Source organism: Caballeronia sp. LZ019 (genome assembly GCF_031450825.1).
Lineage (GTDB): Bacteria > Pseudomonadota > Gammaproteobacteria > Burkholderiales > Burkholderiaceae > Caballeronia.
This window is the reverse complement of sequence record NZ_JARTVZ010000002.1, coordinates 1027749-1051396: the sequence shown is the minus strand read 5'-3', so window position 1 is coordinate 1051396 and position 23648 is coordinate 1027749. Positions and strand designations below refer to the sequence as shown.

Here is a 23648-nt window from a genome sequence, read left to right as displayed (position 1 = left end):
AGCGCGCGATCAGAACTTGTGACGCACGCCGATGCGGAACGCGAGCTGGTTGTTTTCACCCGCGCCCGACGTGCCGAAGTAGCTCGACGCGGAGCCGATCTGCGCCTGATTCTCAACGCCGCGGTTCGCGCCTGACGCCTTCTGGTAGATCGCGAGCGCGTAGACATCGGTGCGCTTGCTGAGCGCATAGTCGGCGCTCGCATCGATCTGATGCCAGTGGCCCTGGAATGCATCCGACAGGTTCATGTACGTGTAGCCGAGGCCCGCGGTGAAGGCCGGCGTGACCGCGTACTTGCCGCCGATTTCATACGCATTGAACTTCGAGCTGTTGCCCGCGACCGGTTCGAAGCGCGTGTTCGTCCACAGGCCGAACACCGTCGCTGCGCCGAATGCATAGTTCGCGCCGACGCCGAACGTGCGCAGGTCCTTCGCGCCGCCCGTCGCGATGTTCGCGATGGTCGTGCTGAACGCGGGCGTCGCCGCACCGGGGAAGCGGATGTCGGTATAGGCCGCGCCGATGCCGAACGGACCCGCCTTGTAGTTCAGCCCGAAGCTGTATGCGCGCGACGAACCCGCGACCGTCGTGGCGCCTGCCGTCGTGTTCGGCGCACCGGCGAACGCGCCGGCCTGATTCGAGAAGCCGTACATCGCGCCGAAGGTCACGCCGTAGAAGCTCGCGCTGCTGAACTTCACTGCGTTGTTGATGCGGCTCGACGTGAGCTGATCGACGTCGTTGATGTGATACGCGTAGTTGCCCGCGACGGTCTGTCCGCCGATCGAATAGGCCGAGCCGAGGTAGTCGGTCGAGAACGAGTATTGACGGCCGAAGGTCACGGAGCCGATGTCGTTCTTCGAGACGCCGACATACGCCTGACGGCCGAACTCCGCGCCGCCCTGGCCGAGCGCGCCGGTGCCGCTGTTGAAGCCGTTCTCCAGCACGAAGATCGCCTTCAGGCCACCGCCCAGATCTTCCGCGCCGCGCAGGCCCCAGCGGCTGCCCTGCGCCACGCCGTCGTCGTACTTGAACAGATGATCGCTGCCGGTGCGCGTCGCGCTGTTGTTGGCGTAGCTGATACCGGCGTCGATGATGCCGTACAGCGTCACGCTGCTTTGCGCATGAGCGGACGTCGCGATGCAGGCGAATGCGGCGAGCGCGGCGGCTGCCAAAAGATTCTTCTTCAAAACAAGCTCCGTGAGTGAGTTCGCGGTGTGTGGTCGCGCGGCAGCGTGTTGCGGTCAGCTATGCAAGCAGCGCGCGTCGCGGCGCGTTGCGCTCGGAATGGCGCATGGCGGCGACGGGCGCAAATGTAGCGATCGCTGAAGAAAGAAATGTGACAGCGTGGCAGCCGGCGCCGGCTGTATCGCGTGTGCAACGGGGCTGGCGGATGCCCTTCGGATGTGAGCACGCACGCGCGCGGTATCCTTGCGGTTCGATTACCGCGAGCGAGATCATGGACGAAAAAGGAATCCGCGAACTGGAAGAGCAGCTCAGGCAGGCGATGCTGTCGTCGGACGTCAAGGCGCTCGACGCGCTATTGGCCGATGACCTCAGTTTCGTCGACGCCACTGGCAAGGTGTGGACCAAAGCCGACGACCTCAATGGCCATCGCTATGGCGTGCAGCGTATCGACAGGCTCGATGTGGAGGAGCAGAGCGTCCGCGTGCATGGTGCGTTCGCGGTGACGGTGACGCGCGTGGCGCTTTCCGGCACGTTCGCCGGTGCGCCGTTCGCGGGCAGCCTGCGCTACACGCGAACGTGGGGAGAGACCGCCGGCGGCTGGCGTGTCGTGGCCGCCCAGTGCGGTCTCGTGGCTTTCTGATCCCGCCTAGGCCGACAGCAGCGAGCCCGTGCGATAAGCCTTCGCTCCCGCGATGCGCGCGACCTCCAGCCCCGCCGACGCGAAGCGCATGATCTGCCGCGCGTACATCACGCCGGAAGTCGTGCATTTGAGCGTGGTGACGGTGTCGGAGAGCGGATCGATGACATCGGCGATGACTTCGCCCGCATCGATGTACGCGCCGACTTGCGCGCGAAACACGAGCACGCCGGACACGGGCGCGACGATCGGCTCGGCGCCCGCAAGCGGCGTCGCGGGATAGGCGAGCGGAGGTTGCTCGACGGCGGGCGCATCGATCACCCCGCGATGGATCAGATAATTGACGATGGCCTGCGCGTCCTTGTCGCCGAGTTCGTGCGATACGTCGTGCTGGCTGCGCAGTTCGACCGTCACCGAGATTCCGCCGTTCGGAATCGGGAAGCGTTCGCCGAAGCGCGCGCGCAGGTCCGACCAGCAGAAACTGTGAATCTCGTCGAACGGATTGCCGACCGAATTCAGCGCGAGCAGCGACGCCTTCGCATCCAGATAACGCGCGAGCGGCTCGACTTCGTCCCAGATGTCCGGGTTCGTGTACAGGTGCAGCGCGGCGTCGAGGTCGCAGTGCAGATCGAGCACGACATCGGCGTCATAGGAGAGCTTCTGCAGCGCGAGGCGTTGCGATTCGAGCTCGGTGCGCGGCGTCTGCTCGTCGAGCGCTTCCTTCATCGCGGCGCGCACGGCGAGCCGGTTTGCATCGGCGTCGTTCGAGAGCCGGGCCTCGATGCGCGGGCCGATCAGCGCGGCGAGATCGTAGAAATTGCGGTTGAAGTTGTGGCCGCTGTTGGTCTCGAAACGGCCGAGCAGATTGCCGTGCAGGAACTGGCTCAGGCCGATCGGATTCGGCACCGGCACGATCACGACTTCGCCGCGCAGCTTGCCTGCGGCTTCGAATGCGGCGAGCTGGCGGCGCAGCTTCCAGGCGACCAGCATGCCGGGCAATTCGTCCGCATGCAGCGACGATTGAATATAGATTTTCTGTCCGCCGCCGGGGCCGTAATGAAAACTCGTGATGCTGCGGGAGGTGCCGAGCGTCGGCGAGATCAGTTGATGAGTTCTAGTCTGCATAGTGTGCGCGCGCACGCGAGTGCGCGAGGTCTTGCCTCTGTAGGTTACTGAACCGGACGAGTCCCGCGCCGCGGTGTCTCTGTCCGCCGGCGCTGCCTCGGACGTTCGATCTTAGCCGAAATCGGCAGCACGGGAGGCCGGCGCTCGCGCGCCCCGCGCCGGCCGGCTTGACCGCCGGAAACGAAAAAGGCTCCGCGCAGTGAAGCGCGGAGCCCGTCGACCAAGCTGGCTGCGAAGCGATCAGCCGCCGTACACGTCGAAGTCGAAGTACTTCTTCTCGAGCTTCTTGTACGTGCCGTCCTTGATGATATCGGCGATCGCCTTGTCGATCTTCGCCTTCAGATCGGTGTCTTCCTTGCGCAGACCGATGCCCGCGCCGTTGCCGAGGATCTTCGCATCGACGAGATCCTTGCCCGCGAAGTCGTAGCCCGCGCCGCGCGGCGTCTTCAGGAAACCGAGGTCGGCCTGAACCGCGTCCTGCAGCGCGGCGTCGAGACGGCCCGAGGTCAGGTCGGCGTAAACCTGGTCCTGGTTCTGATACGGCGTGACCGTCACGCCCTTCGGCGCCCAATAGGTCTTCGCGTAGGTTTCCTGGATGGTGCCCTGTTCGACGCCGACGTTCTTGCCCTTCAGGCTTTCAGCCGTCGGCATGATGTTGCTGCCCTTCTTCGCGACGAGGCGCGTCGGCGTGTTGAAGAGCTTGCTCGAGAAAGCGATCTGCTCGGCGCGTTGCGGGGTCATCGACATCGACGAGAGGACGCCGTCGAACTTCTTCGCCTTGAGCGCCGGGATCATGCCGTCGAAGTCGTTTTCGATCCACACGCACTTGGCCTTCAGGCGCGCGCAGATTTCGTTGCCGAGATCGATGTCGAAGCCGACCAGCTTGCCGTCCGAGCCCTTCGATTCGAACGGGGGATAGCTTGCGTCGACGCCGAAGCGGATCGTCGAATAGTCCTTGGCGTGAGCCGTGACGGCGGTGAACGACGTGGCGGCGAGAAGGGACATCGACAAGGCGGCAAGCAGTTTCTTCACTTGTTAACTCCAAAGGATGGTCGGTTCAGCCCGAAAGGTCTCGGTTCGGGTGCGGCCGGCGCCGGCGCGGATCGGTCGTGATCGCTCGGAGCGCCGGACGGCGGGCATTCGGCGGATCGTGTCCGCGCAGAATCGGCAGAAGGTTACCAAGCCAAAATAGTACGGGACCTAGTGAAAGCACGGATAGCGGTGCTTTAGAACATTTCCTCGCTTAAAGACAAGTGCTTATTTCCTAATTTCTCGATGATTCGCCGCGCTCCTTGGTTCCGGATGCGCCTTTTTCGCTGGCCCGGAGCGGGGCATCGGTCGGTATTGCTGCGTATCGGCAATTAACTGGGCGGTTAGGATGCGCCCCTGAGCGTGCGGCGTGCGGTTTGCTGCGCCGGAGCGTCCCGTGTGCCAGAATCCGCAGGTCGTTCCCAATAGCCGCCCACTATTCGAATATGTCCGACACGCTCACTCCGGTGGAAGCAGATCATGCGATGCGCAACTGGACCTATCGACCGGAAGGCGCCATTCCGGTCGGGTCCGATGAGCACAAGCGCATGTTTTGCGAAATGCTGCTGACGACGCACAACCCGTATAAACCCGCCGTCATCGACTGGCCGAAGCTGGATGCGGCGGCGCTCAAGCGCGTGACGTCGCTGCCGATCTGGGACATCGCGGTCCAGACGGAAGGGCGCGCGTCGATTCGCGTGGCGACGTACGCGGCGAGCGTCGCCGATCCGCTTTTGCGCGATGCGTTGCAGATGAACGGCGGCGAGGAGGCGCGGCACAAGATCGTGCTGTCGAAGCTGGTGGAGGCTTACGGCATCGCGCTCGCGCCGGAGCCGCCGTATCCCGCTCCCGACGATGCGCTGCGCGCGTGGATGCTGACCGGGTATAGCGAGTGCATCGACAGCTTTTTCGCGTTCGGGCTGTTCGAAGCCGCGCGCCGGTCGGGTTATTTTCCGGAGGCGCTGGTCGAAACGTTCGAGCCGGTCATTCAGGAGGAAGCGCGGCACATCCTGTTCTTCGCGAACTGGGTGGCGTGGTATCGGCGGAGTCTGCCGTGGTATCGCAAGCCGGGATTCATGCTGAAGACGGCGGGCGTGTGGCTTTCGCTGATTCGCGACCGCATATCGCTTGCGCGCGGATTCGACAATAGCGGCGCGGCGCAGGATGCCAATTTCCCGGCGAATGTGGGGGATTCCGTCGCGGGGGATGTGTCGGTCGGGGCGTTGATCGATCTTTGCCTCGCCGAGAACGACCGGCGCATGGGCGGGTATGACGCGCGGCTGCTTCGGCCGGGTACGGTGCCGAGGTTGGCGCGGTGGGTCAGGCGGTTCGTCAAGAAGTAGCGGGCTTCCTGCTTTCCTCGAACCGCCGCGACGCATCCTCCACCTCCTGCCGAAACTGCACGAGCGCAGCCAGTTGTGCATCCGGCGGCTGCAACGCCGCCCACAGCACCTCGATGAGCTCGTCCGCTGTCGTATCGATCTGACTCTGGCTCAGCCGGCGCTTCGGCAGCGTCGCGTCCCACAACACGTGTTCCATCGGCCCGAAAACCAGCGAGCGCAACAGTCGCAGCGGCACATCCGCGCGCACGTGCCCAAGCGACTGCCCGCGCGCGAGCACATCCATCAGCGGCGCGGTGTATCGGCGCTGCAGTTCCGTCAGCGTATCCGACAGGTCGTGCTGCTTCGTGCGCCCCTCCGACAGCACCAGCGAGCACAGTCCCGTGCCGTTCACGAGCATCAGGCGCAAATGCGTCCTCACGATGAACGCGAACTGCTGCCGAACCGAGCCTTCACGCGGCAAGCCGCTTTCGAAGGCATCGATGATCTCGTCATACCAGTCCGCGATCACGCGCGCGCACAGTTCCCGCTTTCCGCTGAAATAACTGAACACAGTCGCCTCGGAAATGCCCGCGCGCTGCGCGATCTCGGCGGTCGTCGCGGCGTCATAACCCTTCTCGGCAAAGACATCGCGGCCGGCTTGCAGAATCTCGCGCACGCGTTGCTGAGATTTCACGCCGGCAGGCGTGCGGCGGCCGGTGGAGGTCGAGTGTGTGGACATGAAGGTCGCCCGGAAGCAGAAGCGGAGTAAATGTGAGCGTAGCTCAAAAACCTATTGACGGCTAGGCGATTTGAGCGTGAAATTGGCGCATTCTGCGGCTGATCGTCCGCTGTGAGTCAGACTCATGCAGCGGCGCGCCGACAACATCGCATCTGGAGGAGACACCCCATGAGCACCGTACCCGGCCTCGACTTCGCGCTGGGCGAAGACATCGACATGTTGCGCGATACGCTCGCCAACTTCGCCTCGAAGGAAATCGCGCCGCGCGCCGGCGAAATCGATCGCACCGACCAGTTCCCGATGGACCTCTGGAAGAAATTCGGCGATCTCGGCGTGCTCGGCATGACCGTTTCGGAAGAATACGGCGGCGCGAACATGGGGTACACCGCGCACATGATCGCGATGGAAGAGATTTCGCGGGCATCGGCGTCGGTCGGCTTGTCGTATGGCGCGCATTCGAATCTGTGCGTCAACCAGATTCATCGCAATGGAACCGAAGCGCAGAAGCGCAAATACCTGCCGAAGCTCGTGTCCGGCGAACACGTCGGCGCACTCGCGATGAGCGAACCGAACGCCGGTTCGGACGTCGTCAGCATGAAGCTGCGCGCCGACGAAAAGGGCGATCACTACGTGCTCAACGGCACGAAAATGTGGATCACCAACGGCCCGGACTGCGACACGCTCGTCGTCTATGCGAAGACCAGCATCGAAGCGGGCGCGAAGGGCATTACCGCGTTTATCGTCGAGAAGGGCATGAAGGGCTTTTCCGTCGCGCAGAAGCTCGACAAGCTCGGCATGCGCGGCTCGCATACCGGCGAACTCGTGTTCGAGAACGTCGAAGTGCCGAAGGAGAACATTCTCGGCGCGTTGGACGGCGGCGCGAAAGTGCTGATGAGCGGCCTCGACTACGAACGCGCCGTGCTCGCGGGCGGACCGACCGGCATCATGCTCGCGTGCATGGACGCGGTCGTGCCGTATATCCACGATCGCAAGCAGTTCGGGCAGCCGATCGGCGAGTTCCAACTGATTCAAGGCAAGGTCGCGGACATGTATTCGACGCTGCAGGCGTGCCGCGCCTATGTGTACGCGGTCGGCCGCCAGCTCGACACCATCGGCGCCGAACATGTGCGCCGCGTGCGCAAGGACTGCGCTGGCGTCATCCTCTACACCGCGGAAAAAGCCACATGGATGGCCGGCGAAGCGATCCAGATTCTCGGCGGCAACGGCTATATCAACGAGTATCCGGTGGGCCGTCTCTGGCGCGATGCGAAGCTCTACGAAATCGGCGCGGGCACGAGCGAGATTCGCCGCATGCTGATCGGCCGTGAACTGTTCGCCGAGACGGCGTGAGGGCGCGACATGGCGATCATCGAATCGAAACTGAATCCGCGCAGCGAAGAGTTCCGCGCGAACGCGGCGGCCCTTGATGCGCTCGTCGCGGACCTGAAAGACAAGGTCGCGAAAATCGCGGAAGGCGGCGGGCCGGCGGCGCGCGACAAGCATCTGTCGCGCAACAAGCTCTTGCCGCGCGATCGCATCGCGCAACTGCTCGATCCGGGCACGCCGTTTCTCGAGCTGTCGCAGCTCGCGGCCTACGGCATGTACAACGACGAAGCGCCGGGCGCGGGCATCATCACCGGCATCGGGCGCATCGCGGGGCAGGAGTGCGTGATCGTCTGCAACGACGCGACCGTCAAGGGCGGCACCTACTATCCCGTCACGGTGAAGAAGCATCTGCGCGCGCAGGAAATCGCCGAGCAGAACCGCTTGCCGTGCGTGTATCTCGTCGATTCGGGCGGCGCGAACCTGCCGAATCAGGACGATGTCTTTCCCGACCGCGATCACTTCGGCCGCATTTTCTACAACCAGGCGAACATGTCGGCGCAGGGCATCGCGCAGATCGCGGTGGTGATGGGATCGTGCACCGCGGGCGGCGCGTATGTACCCGCGATGAGCGATGAATCGATCATCGTAAAGAACCAGGGCACGATTTTTCTGGGCGGCCCGCCCTTGGTGAAGGCCGCAACGGGCGAGGAAGTCAGCGCGGAAGACCTCGGCGGCGGCGATGTGCATACGCGCCTGTCGGGCGTCGTCGATCATCTCGCGCAGAACGATGCCCATGCGCTCGGCATCGCGCGCAGCATCGTCGGCAATCTGAATCGCGTGAAGCAAGCGCCGCTCGCATTGAAGGAGCCGCTGCCGCCGCGTTACGACCCGCAAAGCGTGTACGGCGTCATTCCCGTCGATACCCGCAAGCCCTTCGATGTGCGAGAAGTGATCGCGCGCATCGTCGACGATTCCGCTTTCGACGAATTCAAGGCGCGCTACGGCGCCACGCTCGTGTGCGGATTCGCGCATATCTGGGGGCACCCGGTCGGCATCGTTGCGAACAACGGCATCCTCTTCAGCGAGTCGGCGTTGAAGGGCGCGCATTTCATCGAACTATGCGCGCAACGCAAGATTCCACTCGTGTTCCTGCAGAACATCACGGGCTTCATGGTCGGGCGCAAGTACGAAAACGAAGGCATCGCGCGCAACGGCGCGAAGATGGTCACGGCGGTCGCGACGGCCAAGGTGCCGAAGTTCACGGTGATCATCGGCGGTTCGTTCGGCGCGGGCAATTACGGCATGTGCGGTCGCGCATATTCGCCGCGCTTTCTGTGGATGTGGCCCAACGCGCGCATTTCGGTGATGGGCGGCGAGCAGGCGGCCTCCGTGCTCGCGACGGTGCGGCGCGACGGCATCGAGAAGAAGGGCGGCACGTGGTCGAAGGAGGATGAGGAAGCGTTCAAGGCGCCTATCCGCGATCAATACGAGGTGCAGGGTCATCCGTACTATGCGAGCGCGCGCCTCTGGGACGACGGCGTCATCGATCCCGCGCAAACGCGCGACGTGCTGGGCCTCGGCCTCGCCGCGACGATGAACGCGCCTATCGAAGACACGCGCTTCGGCGTATTCCGGATGTGACGACACGAGTGGGCGCTTTCGCGCCTTACTCCTGTCTCCTACAGAGCAAAGCCATGTTCAACAAAATACTCATAGCGAACCGCGGCGAAATCGCATGCCGCGTGGCGGCGACTGCGAAGCGCCTGAACGTCGGCAGCGTGGCGGTTTATTCGGATGCCGATGCGAAAGCCAAGCACGTCGATGTCTGCGACGAAGCGGTGCACGTCGGCGGATCGGCGGCGTCGGAGAGTTATCTGCGCATCGAGCGCATCGTCGAGGCAGCGAAGCGAACCGGCGCGCAGGCCGTGCATCCCGGTTACGGATTTCTTTCGGAAAACGAAGCGTTCGCCAACGCGTGCGAGGAAACCGGACTGGTGTTCATCGGGCCGCCCGTGGAAGCCATTCGCGCGATGGGGTCCAAGGCCGCAGCCAAGGCGCTGATGCAATCGGCATCGGTGCCGCTCGTGCCGGGCTATCACGGCGACGATCAATCGCCCGATCTGTTGCAGCGCGAAGCCGACCGCATCGGCTATCCGGTGCTGTTGAAGGCCAGTGCGGGCGGCGGCGGCAAGGGCATGCGCGTCGTCGAACGAAGCGAGGACTTCACGCAGGCGCTGGCTTCGTGCAAGCGCGAGGCGGCGTCGAGCTTCGGCAACGATCGCGTGCTGATCGAAAAGTATCTGCTGCGGCCGAGGCACGTCGAAGTTCAGGTGTTTGCGGACAAGCACGGCAACGCCGTCTATCTGTTCGACCGCGATTGCTCCGTGCAGCGCCGCCATCAGAAGGTGCTGGAAGAAGCGCCCGCGCCCGGCCTCTCCGATGAAACCCGCCGTGCGATGGGCGAAGCCGCCGTCGCGGCGGCGCGCGCAGTGAATTACGTCGGCGCGGGCACGGTCGAATTCATCATGACGCAGGACGGCCAGTTCTACTTCATGGAGATGAACACGCGCCTGCAGGTCGAGCATCCGGTGACGGAGATGGTGACCGGCCTCGATCTCGTCGAATGGCAATTGCGCGTGGCGGCCGGCGAGCCGTTGCCTTTGCAGCAGCACGATCTGCGCGTCGATGGTCATGCAATCGAGGCCCGCGTCTATGCCGAGAATCCGTCGCGCGGCTTTTTGCCATCGACGGGCACGCTCAGGCACCTCGCGTTGCCGGATGCGGTGGAGTTCGGAATCGATGGTCACGTGCGCATCGATAGCGGCGTGCGCGAGGGCGACGCGATCACGCCGTTCTACGATCCGATGATCGCGAAGCTGATCGTGCACGGTCGCGACCGCCGCGACGCCCTCGCGCGCATGGCGCGCGCGCTCGCGCAGTGCGAGATCGTCGGATTGCATACGAACGTGGAGTTCCTGCAGCGGATCGTGAAGAGCGAGCCGTTCTCGGGGGGCGAACTCGATACCGGCCTGATCGAGCGTCATCACGATGCGCTCTTCGCGGCTTCACCGGTATCGCGCGACAAGGCGCTCGCGCTCGCCTGCGCTGCATTGCTCACGCGCGAGGGCGGCGAGGCGCACGGCCATTCGCCGTGGGATGCGCTGTCGCACTGGCGCATGTCGGGCGGCTACAGTCAGGATCTGAACTGGCGCGCGGCGGCATCGGATGAAACGTTGAAGGCCGTCTTCACGAAGAACGGCGAGAAGCGTCTGCAACTGAGCGGCGAGAGCGCGCGCTTCGATTGGTCGCATCGCGGGGAAACGGCCTTCAGCGTTCAACTCGACGATGCGCTCATCAAAGGCCACGTTTTCATCGACGGCGACGTTTTCCACGTGTTCCTCGAAGGCGCCGCGTTCGCGTTCGAATGGCAGAACCTGATGGCCCACGCGGGCGACGCCGAGCACGAAGGCCGACTGACCGCGCCGATGCCCGGCAAGGTCATCGCCGTGCTGGTGCAGCCGGGGGCGTCGGTGGAAAAGGGCGCGCCGCTGATCGTGATGGAAGCGATGAAGATGGAGCACACGATCGTCGCGCCCGCAACGGGGAAAATCGGCGAGATTCTGTTCGATGTCGGCGATCAGGTCACCGACGGTTCCCAGTTGCTCGTGCTGGAAACGGAAGGAAATTAGCGCTTCTTCTTCGGCTGCGGTCCGAGCAGGGTGTCCGCACTTTCGGCGCGAATGAGAATCTCGACGCGGCGATTCGCTGCGCGCCCCTGCGGCGTGTCGTTGCTGGCGATGGGCCGCAGATAAGCCATGCCCTTGGTCGTCAGGCGCTCGGCCGGCACGCCGCGCGCGATCAGCGCGCGCGCGACCGCTTCGGCGCGCGCTTCCGAAAGGCTTTGGTTGTAGGCGAGCGGGCCGTCGTTGTCGGTATGGCCTTCGATCAGCACCGGCCGCATGCTGCGCTTGAGCACCGTTGCGGCGCGGTCCAGCGCGGGCAGGCTGCCCTGGCGGATGGCTGCCTCGTCGCTATCGAACAGCGCGACTTCAGGCAGGCGCATTTCAACGCCGCCCTTGACCGTCTGCATCGTGATGCCGTATTGCGCGTTGAGCTTCTCTTCGTCCGACCGGTTGAGTTTCGTCGTACAGCCAGCCAGCAGCGCGATCGACGTGCATGCTCCAATTGCCACCAAGCCTTTGCCCAACATTCCAGGATTCCTTGCGTTGATGCCCGACTCGCGATTATAGGGAGAACATACCGTTGCGTTGTAAAGAACGGTGCAATGACGGCGAGTGCGAAGTGGAATGAACCGTGCGCTTACAATGCAGGCGGCGCTATCGCTTCGCTTTCAGTCGATTCCCTCAAAGGCTCCCTTTCATGGCGATTCCATCGCGCAACGAGGCCGCATCCGACGCAGCCGATCGCACGCGCAAGCTCCAGCGCGCGGCATCGGCGGCGCTTTATGCGGTGCTCGTGCTCATCGCGCTCTATACGGCGCGCACCTTCATCCCGGCTGTCGTATGGGCGGTGGTGATCGCCATCGCGCTGTGGCCCGCGTTCGGCTGGCTTGAACGCCGGCCGGTCTTCAGGCAGCGGCATACGCTGCTTGCCGTCCTGCTGACGCTTGCAATCGGCTTGCTGTTCGTCGTGCCGTTCGGCATCGTCGCGGCGCAGACGCTCGATGAGGCGCACGACACGATGCGCTGGTTCCACGACGTGCTGAGAACCGGCATTCCGATGCCCGCGTTCATCGAGCATCTGCCGATGGGCTCCCAGCAGGCCGCGCGCTGGTGGCAGGACAATCTCGCGACGCCGCTCGAATCGTCGCCGGCGGTAAAGAGCCTGCACGGGGCGACGTTCGTCGCGATGACGCGGCATTTCGGCGGTCGCGTCGTGCATGGCTTCGTCACCTTCGGCTTCATGCTGATGACGCTTTTCTTCATCTTCCAGGCGGGCGCGAAGCTCGGCCGTCAGATGCTCGCCGGGTCGAGCCGCGCATTCGGCGCGGATGGCGCGGCGCTGATGCAGCGCATGGCCGATGCCGTGCGCAGCACCGTCGTGGGGCTCGTGGTGGTGGGACTCGGAGAGGGCGCGCTGCTAGGTGTCGCCTATGCGGTGACAGGCGTGCCGCACGCGACGCTGCTCGGCATGCTGACGGCCGTTGCGGCGATGCTGCCGTTCTGCGCGCCGATCGTCTTTCTCGGCGCGGCGCTCTGGCTGCTCGCGCATGGCTCGATGGCGGCGGCCATCGGCGTCGCGGTCTTCGGACTGGTCGTGGCGTTCGTGGCCGAGCACTTCGTGCGGCCGGTGCTGATCGGCGGCTCGACGCGCCTGCCGTTTCTGCTCGTGCTGTTCGGAATTCTGGGCGGCGCGGAGACGTTCGGGCTGATCGGCCTGTTCATCGGCCCGGCGCTGATGACGATTCTCGTCGTGCTGTGGACCGACTGGGTGCGAGCCTAGTTGCTTGCGCCTGTTCCGCGTTCCTGCACGCACACCCACGGCGACACCACGACCGCCCACAGCTCCGGATCACGCGCGGCGAGATCGGCGGCGGTTCCGGCCTGCACGCGCTCGATCAGTCCCGCGGACAGCCATTGCGTGACCTGTTTCGTATCGTCGCTGGCGACGGCTTCGGCCACGCTCACGAGATCGAGATCGCCTTTCACCCAGATCAGCACGCCCTTCGCGAAGAAACGCTCGAGTTCCGACCAGCCGATCTGCGCGGTTTCGGCAAGGAGCTTGACATAGAGCGGGCTGGGATTGGCGGCGTCGGTCATAACGGAAATAACGGGATTGCGATAAAAACGAAGGCGTCCGACACTATAGCGCAGTGCCGGACGCCTTCGTTCATCGCGGTGCAGCGATCAGGCTCAGAGATCGAAGAACACGGTCTCGTTCGGGCCGCGCAGATGAATATCGAAGCGATACACCGTCGCCCCGGTATGCACTTCGCGCTTCGCGATCAGCGTGTGGCGGCGCTCGGCGGGCACGCTCTGCAGCACGGTGTCCTTCGCATTGGCTTCGGTTTCGTCGTCGAAATAGAGGCGCGTGTAGGTGTGCAGCAGCATGCCGCGCATCAGCACGATGATGTCGAGATGCGGCGCGGAGTCGTCATCGGTCTTGCCGGGCTTCACCGTATCGACGACGAAGCGCAGCTTGGGGTCCGTGCCGGTGCCGACGCGCGCGAAGCCGCGGAATCCCGTCTCGCGCGCTTCTTCCGGACTCTGCACGTAGCGGCCGTTCGAGTCCGCCTGCATCACTTCGATCAGCGCGTCGCCGATCGGCTTGCCTTCCGCGTCGTACACGTTGCCGACGATGGCGATGTGCTCGCCCGGCACTTCGCGATCCGCCGCGGACGCCGTGAAGAGGCTCTTCAGATCGAAGTTGTACTGCTCCGGCACGAGGCCGTAGGCGAAGTACGGTCCGACGGTTTGCGAGGGCGTTTGCTTGAGGGTCGTCATGTCTTCACTCCGTCGGGGTCTGGTCCGGGCCGCGCAGCACGATGTCGAATTCGTAGCCGAGCGCGTAGTTTTCCTGCGTCGTGTCGATCGAGAAGCGCGACACGAGCCGTTGCCGCGCGTGCTCGGGAATGCCCTGATAGATGGGATCGAGTTCGAGCAGCGGATCGCCGGGGAAGTACATCTGCGTGACGAGCCGCGAGCCGAAGTACTCGCCGAACAGCGAGAAGTGGATATGGTTCGGACGCCACGCGTTCGGGTGATTGCCCCACGGGTACGCGCCCGGCTTGATCGTCATGAAGCGATAGCGGCCTTCGTTGTCCGTCAGGCAGCGGCCGGCGCCGAGGAAGTTCGGATCGAGCGGCGCGTCGTGCTGATCGTTCTTGTGGACATAGCGCCCGGCGGCGTTCGCCTGCCAGACTTCCACGAGCGTGTTGCGAACGGGACGGCCGCCCTCGTCGAGCACGCGCCCCGTCACGATGATGCGCTCGCCGAGCGGTTCCCCGTTCTTCGCTGCGTTGCGCGTGAGGTCGTTGTCGAGTGCGCCGAGATCGTCTGCGCCGTAGACCGGCACGCGGCGATTGCGCAGGTTCTCCTTCAACGGGATCAGCGGCAGCGACGGGCTGCGCGAAACCGACGAGCGGTAGCCCGGCGACAGATACGGCGGATGGGATGCCCAGTCGCGCGGCGTGAGGATGGGGGACGTCATGTCACTGTCTCCTGATGTTGTGACGTGAATAGGATATTTCTGGCGGCTACTTTATCGAACGCATCGGGTTATGGAAAATGATGTTTTGTGCGCCGATACATAACGCCTCGTCATGGATAACGACTTCACCAATACGCGCGTCAAGTTCCGTCACCTGCAGTGCTTTCTTGCCGTCACGCAACTGGGCAGCGTGCAGCGCGCGGCGGACAGCCTGTCGATCACGCAGCCGGCGGTATCGAAGACGATCGGCGAACTCGAATCCATTCTAGGCGTGCGCCTCTTCGAGCGTGGCCGGCGCGGCGCGGTTCCGACGCGCGAAGGCCGGCTGTTCGCACCGCACGCGAGCGCCTGTGTCGCGTCGCTGCGCGAGGGCGTCAACATGCTGCTGCGCGAGCGTGGCGACGTGCCGGGCGCGGTGTCGATCGGCGTGTTGCCGACCGTGGCCAATGCGCTGCTGCCGCCCGCCTTCGCTGCTTTCCGGCAACAGTGGCCCGCGATCTCGCTGTCTGTCGCGACCGATTCCAACGCGTCGCTGCTGGACAAGCTCAAGGCGGGCGATGTCGCTCTCGTCGTCGGGCGGCTGTCCGAACCGGAGGCGATGCACGGGCTGTCGTTCGAGCAGATCTATCGGGAGCCGCTTGCGGTCGTCGTGCGACGCGATCATCCGCTCGTGTTCGAAACGCCGCTGACGCCCGCGCTGCTCGCGCGCTTCGCGATCGTCGTGCCGCCGTTCGGCACGCTCATCCGCCAGTCCGCGGAAAGCGTGCTGACGGCGTTCGGCGCACACGCGTTGACGGCGCTGGTCGAAACGCTGTCGGTATCGCTCGGGCGCTCGCTCGCGCTTCACGACGACGCGGTGTGGTTCGTGCCGGCCGGCGCGGTCGAGCACGACATCGCGCTCGGGCTGCTCGCCGCGTTGCCGATGCCCTTCGCCGGAACAGACGAGCCCATCGGCCTGATCCGGCGCAACGACGCGGCGCGCACGCCGGTGGAGGAATCGCTCGTCGATGCGATCCGGGAAGCGGGCCGCTCGCGCGCCGCGACCAAGTAGCAAGCCGCGCGAGCAATTGACCGACGCCCGTCTGCGGCCCGCGGCTTGCTCAGGCAGCATTTACCGCGCAAGTTTGGCGCGAACACAATACTATGACGAAAGGCAGCGAAAGCACGCAAAGCGGCAACGAGAGCAACCGTTCCCGGTCACATCGCACGTTGCCCGCCGTTCCTGTCCGCTCCCAACCGCGCCCGCCCCGTTTGCATGATGAAGACCGTACTGCTCGTCAACGACGACCCCGCCACCATCGAAGCCTGGTCCCTCTGCATGCAGGGCGAGGATTGCAACGTTCTGTGCGCGGCGGACGGCAACGGCGCGTTATCGATACTGGGCGAGCAGGCGGTGGATATCGTGGTGTCCGACTGGATGATGCCCGGACTCGGCGGCGCGCTGCTCTGCCAGACGATGAAGAACGACGCGGCGCTCGCCCACATTCCTTTTCTGATGATCTCGGGGCATCCGAATCCGCCGGCGTTCGTCAGCTACGACGGCTATCTGCGCAAGCCGGTGGACTTCGGCACGCTCGTGGCGGCGGTCAACCGGCTGTGCGCGGCCAAGAAGCGGCCGCTCTACTGACGCCTTTGCCTTAGCGCAGCACGGCCAGCGCTTCGTCCATTTGCGCCTGCGCGAGCCGGTTCAATTCCTGCGGGATATCGCATTCGAGCGGCAGCGCCGGCGTGACGATCACGCGGATATGGCCGCCGCGATCGGGCCAGCCCTTCGCGGGCCAGACCTTCCCTGCGTCATGGACGACCGGCACCACCGGCACTTTCGTCGCGCAGGCGAGCCGCACGCCGCCCGACGCGAGCTTGAGCGGGGCATCGTGCGCGACGCGCGTGCCTTCGGGAAAGATCACGACTGCATCGCCCTTTTTCAAACGCGCCGCGCATTCGCGCGTGACCGCCTGGTGCGCCTGCCGGATCGAGCCGCGATCGAGATGAACCATGTCAAGCCCGCGCAGCACCCAGCCGAAGAACGGAATGTTCATCAGCTCGCGCTTGAACACGAAGCTGATGCGGCGCGGGAACAGCGCCATGAAAGCGAGTGTCTCCCACGTCGATTCATGGCGGCTCAGGATGATGAACGGTCCGTTCGGCAAATGCTCCAGCCCTTCGACCGACGTGGTCACGCCGGCGATGACGCGCATCATCGCGACCATCGCGCGGCACCACAGCCTTGCGAGCCGGTAGCGGCCGTTGCGGCCGACGAACGGAAAGAGCGGCAGGATCAGGATCGACCAGACGGTGCCGCTGCCGAGCAGGTAGGTGGCAAACAGCCACTTGACGAGGGTGCGGCGCATCGGGCTTGGCAATGAAAATGTGAATGATGGACGCGAGGAATCCGCAAGCATAGCGTATCGGTCTTTCGGGAGCTTTCATGCGCGGCTGACCGCGTGATGCAACAATGACTGCACGGAACATTCATGGAGAACGCGTGCGATGGATCAACAGCCGGTGAATTTCGACGAAGGCATGCTCGACGCAGGCGATGGCCATTCGATCTACTGGCGCGCGCAAGGCCCGCGCGACGCGCCCGCGATGCTCGTCGTGCACGGCGGCCCCGGCGGCGCGATGAACGTGAAGTGGGCCGACGTGCTCGAACCGGAAGCATGGCGCGTCGTCTTCTTCGACCAGCGCGGCTGCGGCAAGTCGAGGCCGTTCGGCAAGCTCGAACACAACGGCCTCGATGCGCTCGTCGGCGACATGGAGAAGCTGCGTGAAGCGCTCGACATCGAACGATGGGCGATTTTCGGCGGCTCGTGGGGCACGACGCTCGGGCTCGCATACGGCGTCGCGCATCCGGAGCGGTGCACGGGCTTTCTGCTGCGCGGCGTGTTTCTCGCGCGGCGCGAGGATATCGACTGGTTCCTGTGGGACGCGCGCCGCGTGTTTCCGGAGGCGCATCGCGCGTTTCTCGATGCGATCGAGGCGGCGTGCGGCAAGCGACCGGCGAGCGGGCAGGACATCCTGACGATGACCGAAGCGCCGCTCGCGCGCTTCGACGAAGCCGGGGCGCAGCTCGCGCGTGCGTGGACTCTTTACGAGACGACGCTCTCGGTCGTCAACAAGCCGGCGACGGAACCCGCTGACGCCGACAAGCGCCCGAGCGCCGAGGCGAATGCCGCCGCCGTTTCGATGGCGCTGCTCGAGCGTCACTACATGGCGAACGAGTTGCCGCCGCCGCCGCTCTTGCCGCTCGTCGCGCGCATCGCGCATCTGCCGTGCCGCATCGTGCATGGCCGCTTCGACATGGTCTGCACGGCGGATCAGGCCGTCGAGCTGGCCGCGCACTGGCCGGGCGCAGAACTGGCCGTGATTGGCGGCGCGGGGCATTGGACCTTCGAACCGGGCAACCTGGCGGCGCTGCAAGCCGGCGCTCGAGCGCTGTCCGGTCTGATCCGCAAGACGTGACGCGGCGGAGCGCGTTCAGGGCAAGAGCGTCGGCGCGGTGTCCGAAAGACGCCGCCAGTCGAGATCCGCACCGACGACGATCGTGCGGTCGCCGCGCCGCGTCGCGATGGTGAGCGTCACGCACAGCGACGTCCCCGTGACCGAGAGATACGGCGCGCTCGTGACGATCTGCTGCGGCCGCGCGCAGGCATCGACGAAATAGCCTCGATTGTCCCAGCGCCCGGTCGATGCATCCGCGATCGGCGCGAAGCGCTTGCTGTGCCGCCTTTCGCCCGCCCCCCGCAGCGTCGGGCTGAACTGGCGGCCGGCTTCATCGAGGAAGAAGCAGGCGACCGTGCTCGGCAGCGCGAGCATTTCGGCGCACGCGGCTTCCATGCTCGCGCCGCCCGCGATCCGTCGCGCAGCCTGCGATAGATTCGCGCGGTACGGCATCAGCAGCAGATCGGCGCCCAGGCGCTCGTTGCGGCGCGTCTGCGCGAGCATGTCGAATGCGTCTTCGATGAGCGGCGTCGCCGCGCCGTGCGGGGCGAGTTCCTCGCACGGCTTGCCGAACAGGAAGCCCTGCACGAAATCGACGTTGGAGCGTGCCGCGAGGAGCAGGTCGTCGCGCGTTTCGATGCCTTCCGCGACCACGAACATGCCCGACTGATGCAGGAGTTCGACGAGCTTCGGCATCAGAGCGTCGCGCAGAGGGGCGTGCTTCAGGGCGCTCTGCGCGCGCACAAGACTGCGGTCGAGCTTGACGATGTCCGGCCGCAGCGTGAGCAGCCGGTCGATGTTGGAGTGGCCCGCGCCGAAATCGTCGACGGCGACGAGAAAGCCCTGCGCGCGGAACGTGCGCGTCGCACTGGCGATGCGCTCGACGTCCGTGCCGCCCGACTCCAGCACTTCGATCACGAGCTGCTCGGGCGCGAGACCGGCGTCGCGTGTGCGCGCGGCCAGTTCCTTTGCGTAGCCGGCATCGGTGAAGGTGGCCGGATTCATGTTGACGAAGAGCCAGTGCGCAGCAGGCAGGCGTCTCGCCGCGTTGCGCAGGTGCGTCAGATGGCTCATGCGATCGAGTCCCGTCAGCGTCCCGGCGACGATCGCGCGGGCGAACAGGTCAAAGGGGCCGATGAGCGGGCCGTCGCCGGCGCCTTGCGCCCGCCCCCGCAACAGCGCCTCATAGCCGATCGCCCGTTGATGAGGAAGGCTGTAGATCGGCTGAAGATGCGTCGAAAGCGCGATGCCGTCGACGACCGCGTCGCCCGGCATCAGCACGCACGCATCCTCGGGCGCGGCGCACGGCGCACGGGCGCGGGCCGACGGTCGAAGGAGACACAACACGGGACGATGAACGGCAGCACGGCAGGCACGCGAGCATGGAAGGGCGATGACTCGTTTATCGGCCCGCTGGCGGCGAACTTGAGCGGGTTATGCGGCGCGCTTCGTGCATCCTATTATTAAGATGCGGTGATACGATCGCGCTGCAACTCGAGCCGCGCGTGGCTCGTCGAATCTGCGTTGAACTTCAAGAGAGACATCGATGGCGCAACAGAAAACCAATCCCAAACTCGAGCAGGCGCTGACGCGCGGCGATCTCGCGATCCGCCAGGCCAACTCGGGCCGCGCCACGGCGGTGCTGCGCGCGCTCGGCAAGATGATCGTCGAGGCGTCGTCGACGATCGGCGTCGAGGCGCACGTCGTCATCCACGATGGCGACAAGATCTACGATCCCGCCGACGGCGTGTGGCCGCAGCAATTGCTGATATCGCTCGACGGGCCGGTGGAGGACAACGACCCGGACGAGATCCGCACCGTCACCTTGCTCGCCGACACCCCCGGCACCGTCTTTCGCTGCGAATGGCAGCGCGCGGACGGCAATATCGGGCGGCAGGAAGGCCGGCCGCTTGCGATGGTCGCCTTCATCACCGACGTTGACATTCCCTGGCTTGACGAAGAAGACTGACATCGCCGGTTCATGGCGGCCGGTGCGAAGCGCGGAAGCGGTTTCCGTGCTTCGCGTATGCACGATAAGCCCGTTCACGGCACGGTCGTGCGCTAAAGCACGCGTGCTTTAGGCAGCGCAACCCAGAAGTGTGCGGCGGCGCACGATTCGAAACCGCGAATCCAATCTCCAGATTTATCTTTCGGACGGGAACCGGTAGGATGCCCAAAAGCGCCGTTGACGGCTTTGCGTCGCCGGTGGGACCGCCGTCCCGGCCGAGCGGCGAAAAAAAGCGAATAGCGAACAAGCCGGACCCCGGCGCGGTCCGGTTGGCCAAGAAGCAGCGATGACGGGGCATCTCGCCCATCGCTGCCGTCCTGCGCTGGTGCAGCGTGATGCGCCGCGTGAACGGGGGTTGTCCAGGTATGGCGTCGGTGATTCCAGCTTCCTTATCGAGATTCAGGCAATCCGGCTCGTGGATCGACGACGCGCTTTACGCGCTTGCCGTCTACACCGTGCCGGTGCTCATCGCGCTGGGCACGCTCGTCACGCTCTATTTCCTGCCGCGCCAATACGACTCGCGCGGCGCCGTCCCGCTGCAATTGCGCGTAATCGCCGATCGCGGCGGCCAGCTGCGCCCCGCCGAAGCGCGGGAAGCATTGCGCGGCGCGCCGCCCGTTCTGAGCTACAGCACGCGGCTCTCCGAGAAGCCCATCTGGTTCACCTTCATCGCGCCTCGCATGGGCGGCGAGTTGTCAACGGCGATCGAATTACCGTCGCGTCACGCGCAAACGGTTGCGTGCTGGGACGCGGCGACGCTTGCGCCCATCGGCATCGCCGACCGCGACGGCGCGAGCGGCGCGATGCATCCGGTGAAGGCGGGCTTCTTCGTGCAGGCGGGACGCCTTGCCGCGCCTCAGACCATCCTGTGCCGGGGCACGTATTCCGGTCCCGCCCAAGTCAGCGTGCTCGCATGGGACGGGCAGGCCTTGCGCCGGTCGGCGCTCGACTTCCAGGAAAGCTCGAGCCTGATCGCCGGCGGTCTGCTGACGCTCGCGGTCTTCGTCTTCGTCACCGCGATGATCAACCGCGAGTGGACCTACGTGATCTTCGCGGCGTGGCTCGTCGGCAATCTGCGCCTGTGCGCGAACGCGATGGGCTGGGACACGCAATGGCTCGGGCGCGTGCTGCCGGCGGAATTCATGCCGCCGCTGCGGCAGATCACGTTCGCCGCGTACTACCTGCTGACCGTCGCGCTTTTCACCCAGCTGTTCAGGCGGGAGCTGCGCGTCGTCGGATACCGATGGCTGCTGCGGGTGATTCAGTACGTCGGCATCGTGCTGCTGGTGGCGGCGCTCGCGCTGCCTTACTCGTCGTTCATCCCGACGCTCTGGGTGAGCGGCGCGCTGGCCATCGGCGTGCTGTTGTTCTTTCTCGCGCGGCTCGTGTGGATGGCGCGCTCCCGCACCGTGCTCTGGTACGTCGGCTCGCTGACCGTAGTGCTCTTCGCGACGTTTTCCGAGCTGCTGGGCGCGGTGCTCGGGCTCAAGGTATTGCTCGGCGGCGTCAATACGGTGATGGCCGCGCTGTCGTCGAGCATGATGGCCGCGTTCGCCATCGCCGAACAGATGCGCGCCGAACGCGACTTCCGGCGTCAGGCGCAGATGGAGTTGCGCAACACATACGAGGTCACGCCGATCGGCCTTTTCACGCTCGATGAAAACGGCCACTTCGTGCGCGCCAATCCGGCCTTGCGCGCGATGCTCGACCTGCAGAAGTCGGACTACCGGCTGCGCCACTGGCACGACTACTTCGAAGCCGGCGCCTGGGGCGCGCTGCAGGCGCTCGCCGCTAAAGGCAGCGACGGCGAGCTGGAAATGAGCGGCTCGGTCGAGCGCGGCACCGGCGAGCGGCGCTATCTGCTGAAGGCGATCCGCTGGAACGGATGGATCGAAGGCTCGCTGCAGGACACCACCGAACGCTCGAAAGCCGTCGAGCGGCTGCGCTTTCTCGCCGAGCACGATCCGCTGACCGGTTCGCTGAACCGTCGCGGTGTCGAAAAGGCGATCGCCGCGCAAAGCGAGGAACCGTTGCCGTACGCGCTCGCTTATGTGGACCTCGACCGCTTCAAGCTCGTCAACGATCTCTTCGGCCATCGCGCCGGCGACGAAGTGCTGCGGCAGGTCGCGGCGCGCATGCGGGCCCACTTTGCACGTAGCTATCCGGTCGGGCGTATCGGCGGGGACGAGTTCGTCTGCGTGATGAACGACACGCCCATCGAAGACGCCATCGCGCAAGCTCGCGAGATGCTCACCATTCTGAGCGACGCACCGTACCAGGTCGGCAATCGCGCTTTCCAGGTGAAGGCGTCGATTGGACTGGTCGAATGCTCGCAGGGCGTGCGGGTCGCCGACGCGCTCTCGCACGCCGATCGCGCCTGCCGGGAGGCGAAGAAGGTCGCGCATACGCATCTCGTCACGTATCGCAAGGGCGCGGCGGCGTTCGAGGAGCGCGCGGAAGAACTCAAGCTCGTCGAAACGCTGGGCGGCAACCGGCTGCCGGCCGGCCTGTTCCTCGTGATGCAGCCGATCATGTCGCTCAAGACGCCGAATGAATCGCTGAACTTCGAAGTGCTGCTGCGCATGCGTGCGCCCGACGGCACGACGCTGCCGGCGGGCAAGGTGATCGTCGCGGCGGAGGAATCCGGGAACATCGCCGCGATCGACCGCTGGGTGATTTCCACGCTGCTCGAATGGATAGAAACGCATCGCCACCAATTGCGCAACACCCAGTTCATCTGCGTGAACCTGTCGGGCGGCTCGCTCAACGACGAGCAGTTCATGGAGGACATCTTCGCGCTCTTCGCCAGGCACCGGTCCGTCGTGCCTTATCTGTGCCTCGAGATCACCGAAAGCGTCGCGCTGCACGATCTCGCGAACACGCAGCGTTTCATCGCACGCGTGCATGAGATGGGCGGCAAGATTGCGCTCGATGACTTCGGCGCGGGCTATACGTCGTTCAAGTATCTGAAGTCGCTTTCCGCCGATGCCCTCAAAATCGACGGCGAATTCGTTCGCTCGATGTGCGCGCATCCCGCGGACGTCGCGATCGTCGAGGCGATCGTCGCGCTTGCCCGGAATCTCGGCATGCAGAGTGTGGCCGAATGGGTCGAGGACCTCGACACGCTCCGCGCGCTGCAGGAAATCGGCGTGGACTACGTGCAGGGCTTCCTCATCGCGCGGCCGCAGGACAGTTCGGCGATTCTTGCGGCGCACTCGGCGGCGAGCTTCGTCAGCAGTCCGGATGTGGTCAGCTTCGTCCAGTGCCTGTCGGACCCCGGCCAGGCGATCGCCGTGGATTTCGAGCGGCGCGCCCGCGCCGTGACTGCGCGCTGAACGCCCATCGCGTCTTATCGCCTTCCAACGCGGCCTAGGCGGCGTTCATCTCGTTCAGTATTTTTCCGGCCGCGATCGGAATGCGCGTGTCGTCCCATTGCGCGAGCCATTGAATCTCCTTGCGCGTGAAGTAACCAGGGTGGTTGCGCAGCGCGAACTGCAGCGCATCGACGACGTGATCGCGGATGATCTGCGGCGCGTCCTCGTCCGTGACGATCGCGTGAAGGGCTTCGAGTGTGCTCATCTGGCTCGTGATCGATAAAAGGCTGCAGCAAACATAACCGGCCAAAATTGGCGAAAAAAACGAATCTCCGCCAGCGCGATGTCTAGACAAGA

General features: G+C 65.0%; 22 protein-coding genes. 11 read left to right on the top strand and 11 right to left on the bottom strand.

Features of this window, described 5'->3' with window-relative positions:
* Nucleotides 1-9 precede the first annotated feature (9 nt).
* Nucleotides 10-1182 (bottom strand): porin, encoded by a 1173-nt coding sequence (locus tag P9255_RS07910; protein ID WP_309766479.1) that lies wholly within the window; start codon nucleotides 1180-1182, stop codon nucleotides 10-12.
* Between the two features lie 269 nt (nucleotides 1183-1451).
* Between P9255_RS07910 and P9255_RS07905 the strand changes: the two genes are divergently transcribed.
* The gene (locus P9255_RS07905; RefSeq protein WP_309766477.1) at nucleotides 1452-1820 is read left to right on the top strand and encodes a nuclear transport factor 2 family protein; all 369 of its coding nucleotides are present in this window, start codon (nucleotides 1452-1454) and stop codon (nucleotides 1818-1820) included.
* Nucleotides 1821-1826: 6 nt separating this feature from the next.
* On the opposite strand, the gene P9255_RS07900 is transcribed toward P9255_RS07905, so the two are convergent.
* Nucleotides 1827-2942 carry a M14 family metallopeptidase gene (locus P9255_RS07900; protein WP_309766476.1) on the bottom strand — a complete coding sequence of 372 codons (1116 nt, stop codon included), beginning with the start codon at nucleotides 2940-2942 and terminating at the stop codon, nucleotides 1827-1829.
* A gap of 240 nt (nucleotides 2943-3182) precedes the next feature.
* Nucleotides 3183-3974 carry an ABC transporter substrate-binding protein gene (locus tag P9255_RS07895; protein WP_309766475.1) on the bottom strand — a complete coding sequence of 264 codons (792 nt, stop codon included), beginning with the start codon at nucleotides 3972-3974 and terminating at the stop codon, nucleotides 3183-3185.
* 443 nt (nucleotides 3975-4417) lie between these two features.
* Here P9255_RS07895 and P9255_RS07890 point away from each other — a divergent pair, with 443 nt between their 5' ends.
* Nucleotides 4418-5314: a ferritin-like domain-containing protein gene (locus tag P9255_RS07890; protein WP_309766474.1), complete on the top strand. Its 897-nt coding sequence runs from the start codon at nucleotides 4418-4420 to the stop codon at nucleotides 5312-5314.
* Here P9255_RS07890 and P9255_RS07885 read toward each other — a convergent pair.
* Nucleotides 5304-6032: a TetR/AcrR family transcriptional regulator gene (locus P9255_RS07885; RefSeq protein WP_309766472.1), complete on the bottom strand. Its 729-nt coding sequence runs from the start codon at nucleotides 6030-6032 to the stop codon at nucleotides 5304-5306. The genes P9255_RS07890 and P9255_RS07885 overlap by 11 nt on opposite strands.
* 168 nt (nucleotides 6033-6200) lie before the next feature.
* On the opposite strand from P9255_RS07885, the gene P9255_RS07880 reads away from it, so the two are divergent.
* Genes P9255_RS07880 through P9255_RS07870 form a run of 3 tightly spaced genes read left to right on the top strand, consistent with a single transcriptional unit; the run spans nucleotide 6201 to nucleotide 11047 of the window.
* Nucleotides 6201-7382: an isovaleryl-CoA dehydrogenase gene (locus P9255_RS07880; RefSeq protein WP_309766470.1), complete on the top strand. Its 1182-nt coding sequence runs from the start codon at nucleotides 6201-6203 to the stop codon at nucleotides 7380-7382.
* Nucleotides 7383-7391: 9 nt separating this feature from the next.
* Entirely contained in the window at nucleotides 7392-8999 is a 1608-nt protein-coding gene (locus tag P9255_RS07875) for a carboxyl transferase domain-containing protein (protein ID WP_309766468.1), read from the top strand.
* 53 nt (nucleotides 9000-9052) lie between these two features.
* Nucleotides 9053-11047, top strand: coding sequence for an acetyl/propionyl/methylcrotonyl-CoA carboxylase subunit alpha (locus tag P9255_RS07870; protein WP_309766466.1), 1995 nt, complete (start codon nucleotides 9053-9055; stop codon nucleotides 11045-11047).
* Here P9255_RS07870 and P9255_RS07865 read toward each other — a convergent pair.
* Nucleotides 11044-11568, bottom strand: coding sequence for an OmpA family protein (locus tag P9255_RS07865; RefSeq protein ID WP_309766464.1), 525 nt, complete (start codon nucleotides 11566-11568; stop codon nucleotides 11044-11046). The genes P9255_RS07870 and P9255_RS07865 overlap by 4 nt on opposite strands.
* Nucleotides 11569-11738: 170 nt before the next feature.
* Between P9255_RS07865 and P9255_RS07860 the strand changes: the two genes are divergently transcribed.
* Nucleotides 11739-12821: an AI-2E family transporter gene (locus tag P9255_RS07860; protein WP_309766462.1), complete on the top strand. Its 1083-nt coding sequence runs from the start codon at nucleotides 11739-11741 to the stop codon at nucleotides 12819-12821.
* On the opposite strand, the gene P9255_RS07855 is transcribed toward P9255_RS07860, so the two are convergent.
* The 3 genes from P9255_RS07855 to pcaH all read right to left on the bottom strand — a co-directional run bounded on the left by P9255_RS07855 (nucleotide 12818) and on the right by pcaH (nucleotide 14528).
* Nucleotides 12818-13138 carry a DUF2288 domain-containing protein gene (locus P9255_RS07855; RefSeq protein WP_309766460.1) on the bottom strand — a complete coding sequence of 107 codons (321 nt, stop codon included), beginning with the start codon at nucleotides 13136-13138 and terminating at the stop codon, nucleotides 12818-12820. The genes P9255_RS07860 and P9255_RS07855 overlap by 4 nt on opposite strands.
* A gap of 93 nt (nucleotides 13139-13231) precedes the next feature.
* Nucleotides 13232-13822, bottom strand: a complete 591-nt coding sequence (gene pcaG, locus P9255_RS07850) for a protocatechuate 3,4-dioxygenase subunit alpha (protein WP_309766459.1) — start codon at nucleotides 13820-13822, stop codon at nucleotides 13232-13234.
* Between the two features lie 4 nt (nucleotides 13823-13826).
* On the bottom strand, nucleotides 13827-14528 hold the full coding sequence (pcaH, locus tag P9255_RS07845; protein ID WP_309766458.1) for a protocatechuate 3,4-dioxygenase subunit beta: 702 nt from the start codon (nucleotides 14526-14528) through the stop codon (nucleotides 13827-13829).
* A gap of 112 nt (nucleotides 14529-14640) precedes the next feature.
* On the opposite strand from pcaH, the gene pcaQ reads away from it, so the two are divergent.
* Both pcaQ and P9255_RS07835 read left to right on the top strand, forming a co-directional pair.
* On the top strand, nucleotides 14641-15579 hold the full coding sequence (gene pcaQ, locus P9255_RS07840; protein ID WP_309789324.1) for a pca operon transcription factor PcaQ: 939 nt from the start codon (nucleotides 14641-14643) through the stop codon (nucleotides 15577-15579).
* A gap of 204 nt (nucleotides 15580-15783) precedes the next feature.
* Nucleotides 15784-16155 carry a response regulator gene (locus P9255_RS07835; protein WP_309789323.1) on the top strand — a complete coding sequence of 124 codons (372 nt, stop codon included), beginning with the start codon at nucleotides 15784-15786 and terminating at the stop codon, nucleotides 16153-16155.
* A 10-nt stretch (nucleotides 16156-16165) separates the two neighbouring features.
* On the opposite strand, the gene P9255_RS07830 is transcribed toward P9255_RS07835, so the two are convergent.
* Complete coding sequence (locus P9255_RS07830) at nucleotides 16166-16879, bottom strand: lysophospholipid acyltransferase family protein (RefSeq protein WP_309766455.1); 714 nt, start codon at nucleotides 16877-16879, stop codon at nucleotides 16166-16168.
* Between the two features lie 139 nt (nucleotides 16880-17018).
* Here P9255_RS07830 and P9255_RS07825 point away from each other — a divergent pair, with 139 nt between their 5' ends.
* Nucleotides 17019-17990 carry an alpha/beta fold hydrolase gene (locus tag P9255_RS07825; RefSeq protein WP_309766453.1) on the top strand — a complete coding sequence of 324 codons (972 nt, stop codon included), beginning with the start codon at nucleotides 17019-17021 and terminating at the stop codon, nucleotides 17988-17990.
* A gap of 15 nt (nucleotides 17991-18005) precedes the next feature.
* On the opposite strand, the gene P9255_RS07820 is transcribed toward P9255_RS07825, so the two are convergent.
* The gene (locus tag P9255_RS07820; RefSeq protein ID WP_309766824.1) at nucleotides 18006-19244 is read right to left on the bottom strand and encodes an EAL domain-containing protein; all 1239 of its coding nucleotides are present in this window, start codon (nucleotides 19242-19244) and stop codon (nucleotides 18006-18008) included.
* A gap of 271 nt (nucleotides 19245-19515) precedes the next feature.
* Between P9255_RS07820 and P9255_RS07815 the strand changes: the two genes are divergently transcribed.
* Nucleotides 19516-19938, top strand: coding sequence for a hypothetical protein (locus P9255_RS07815; protein WP_309766452.1), 423 nt, complete (start codon nucleotides 19516-19518; stop codon nucleotides 19936-19938).
* A gap of 404 nt (nucleotides 19939-20342) precedes the next feature.
* A complete protein-coding gene (locus P9255_RS07810) occupies nucleotides 20343-23312 on the top strand; it encodes an EAL domain-containing protein (RefSeq protein ID WP_309789322.1) in 2970 nt (989 codons plus the stop codon).
* 34 nt (nucleotides 23313-23346) lie between these two features.
* Here the strand turns inward: P9255_RS07810 and P9255_RS07805 are convergent, their stop codons facing one another.
* On the bottom strand, nucleotides 23347-23556 hold the full coding sequence (locus P9255_RS07805) for a hypothetical protein (protein ID WP_309766448.1): 210 nt from the start codon (nucleotides 23554-23556) through the stop codon (nucleotides 23347-23349).
* Nucleotides 23557-23648 lie beyond the last annotated feature (92 nt).

Bases quoted from the DNA above. Each gene is read 5' to 3' on its own strand.
- P9255_RS07890 (WP_309766474.1), top strand. From the start codon at position 4,418: ATGTCCGACACGCTCACTCCGGTGGAAGCAGATCATGCGATGCGCAAC.
- P9255_RS07830 (WP_309766455.1), bottom strand. From the start codon at position 16,879: ATGCGCCGCACCCTCGTCAAGTGGCTGTTTGCCACCTACCTGCTCGGC.
- pcaG (WP_309766459.1), bottom strand. From the start codon at position 13,822: ATGACGACCCTCAAGCAAACGCCCTCGCAAACCGTCGGACCGTACTTC.
- P9255_RS07825 (WP_309766453.1), top strand. From the start codon at position 17,019: ATGGATCAACAGCCGGTGAATTTCGACGAAGGCATGCTCGACGCAGGC.
- P9255_RS07885 (WP_309766472.1), bottom strand. From the start codon at position 6,032: ATGTCCACACACTCGACCTCCACCGGCCGCCGCACGCCTGCCGGCGTG.
- P9255_RS07805 (WP_309766448.1), bottom strand. From the start codon at position 23,556: ATGAGCACACTCGAAGCCCTTCACGCGATCGTCACGGACGAGGACGCG.
- P9255_RS07900 (WP_309766476.1), bottom strand. From the start codon at position 2,942: ATGCAGACTAGAACTCATCAACTGATCTCGCCGACGCTCGGCACCTCC.
- P9255_RS07860 (WP_309766462.1), top strand. From the start codon at position 11,739: ATGGCGATTCCATCGCGCAACGAGGCCGCATCCGACGCAGCCGATCGC.
- P9255_RS07835 (WP_309789323.1), top strand. From the start codon at position 15,784: ATGATGAAGACCGTACTGCTCGTCAACGACGACCCCGCCACCATCGAA.
- pcaQ (WP_309789324.1), top strand. From the start codon at position 14,641: ATGGATAACGACTTCACCAATACGCGCGTCAAGTTCCGTCACCTGCAG.
- pcaH (WP_309766458.1), bottom strand. From the start codon at position 14,528: ATGACGTCCCCCATCCTCACGCCGCGCGACTGGGCATCCCATCCGCCG.
- P9255_RS07905 (WP_309766477.1), top strand. From the start codon at position 1,452: ATGGACGAAAAAGGAATCCGCGAACTGGAAGAGCAGCTCAGGCAGGCG.
- P9255_RS07870 (WP_309766466.1), top strand. From the start codon at position 9,053: ATGTTCAACAAAATACTCATAGCGAACCGCGGCGAAATCGCATGCCGC.
- P9255_RS07810 (WP_309789322.1), top strand. From the start codon at position 20,343: ATGGCGTCGGTGATTCCAGCTTCCTTATCGAGATTCAGGCAATCCGGC.
- P9255_RS07815 (WP_309766452.1), top strand. From the start codon at position 19,516: ATGGCGCAACAGAAAACCAATCCCAAACTCGAGCAGGCGCTGACGCGC.
- P9255_RS07865 (WP_309766464.1), bottom strand. From the start codon at position 11,568: ATGTTGGGCAAAGGCTTGGTGGCAATTGGAGCATGCACGTCGATCGCG.
- P9255_RS07820 (WP_309766824.1), bottom strand. From the start codon at position 19,244: ATGCCGGGCGACGCGGTCGTCGACGGCATCGCGCTTTCGACGCATCTT.
- P9255_RS07875 (WP_309766468.1), top strand. From the start codon at position 7,392: ATGGCGATCATCGAATCGAAACTGAATCCGCGCAGCGAAGAGTTCCGC.
- P9255_RS07880 (WP_309766470.1), top strand. From the start codon at position 6,201: ATGAGCACCGTACCCGGCCTCGACTTCGCGCTGGGCGAAGACATCGAC.
- P9255_RS07855 (WP_309766460.1), bottom strand. From the start codon at position 13,138: ATGACCGACGCCGCCAATCCCAGCCCGCTCTATGTCAAGCTCCTTGCC.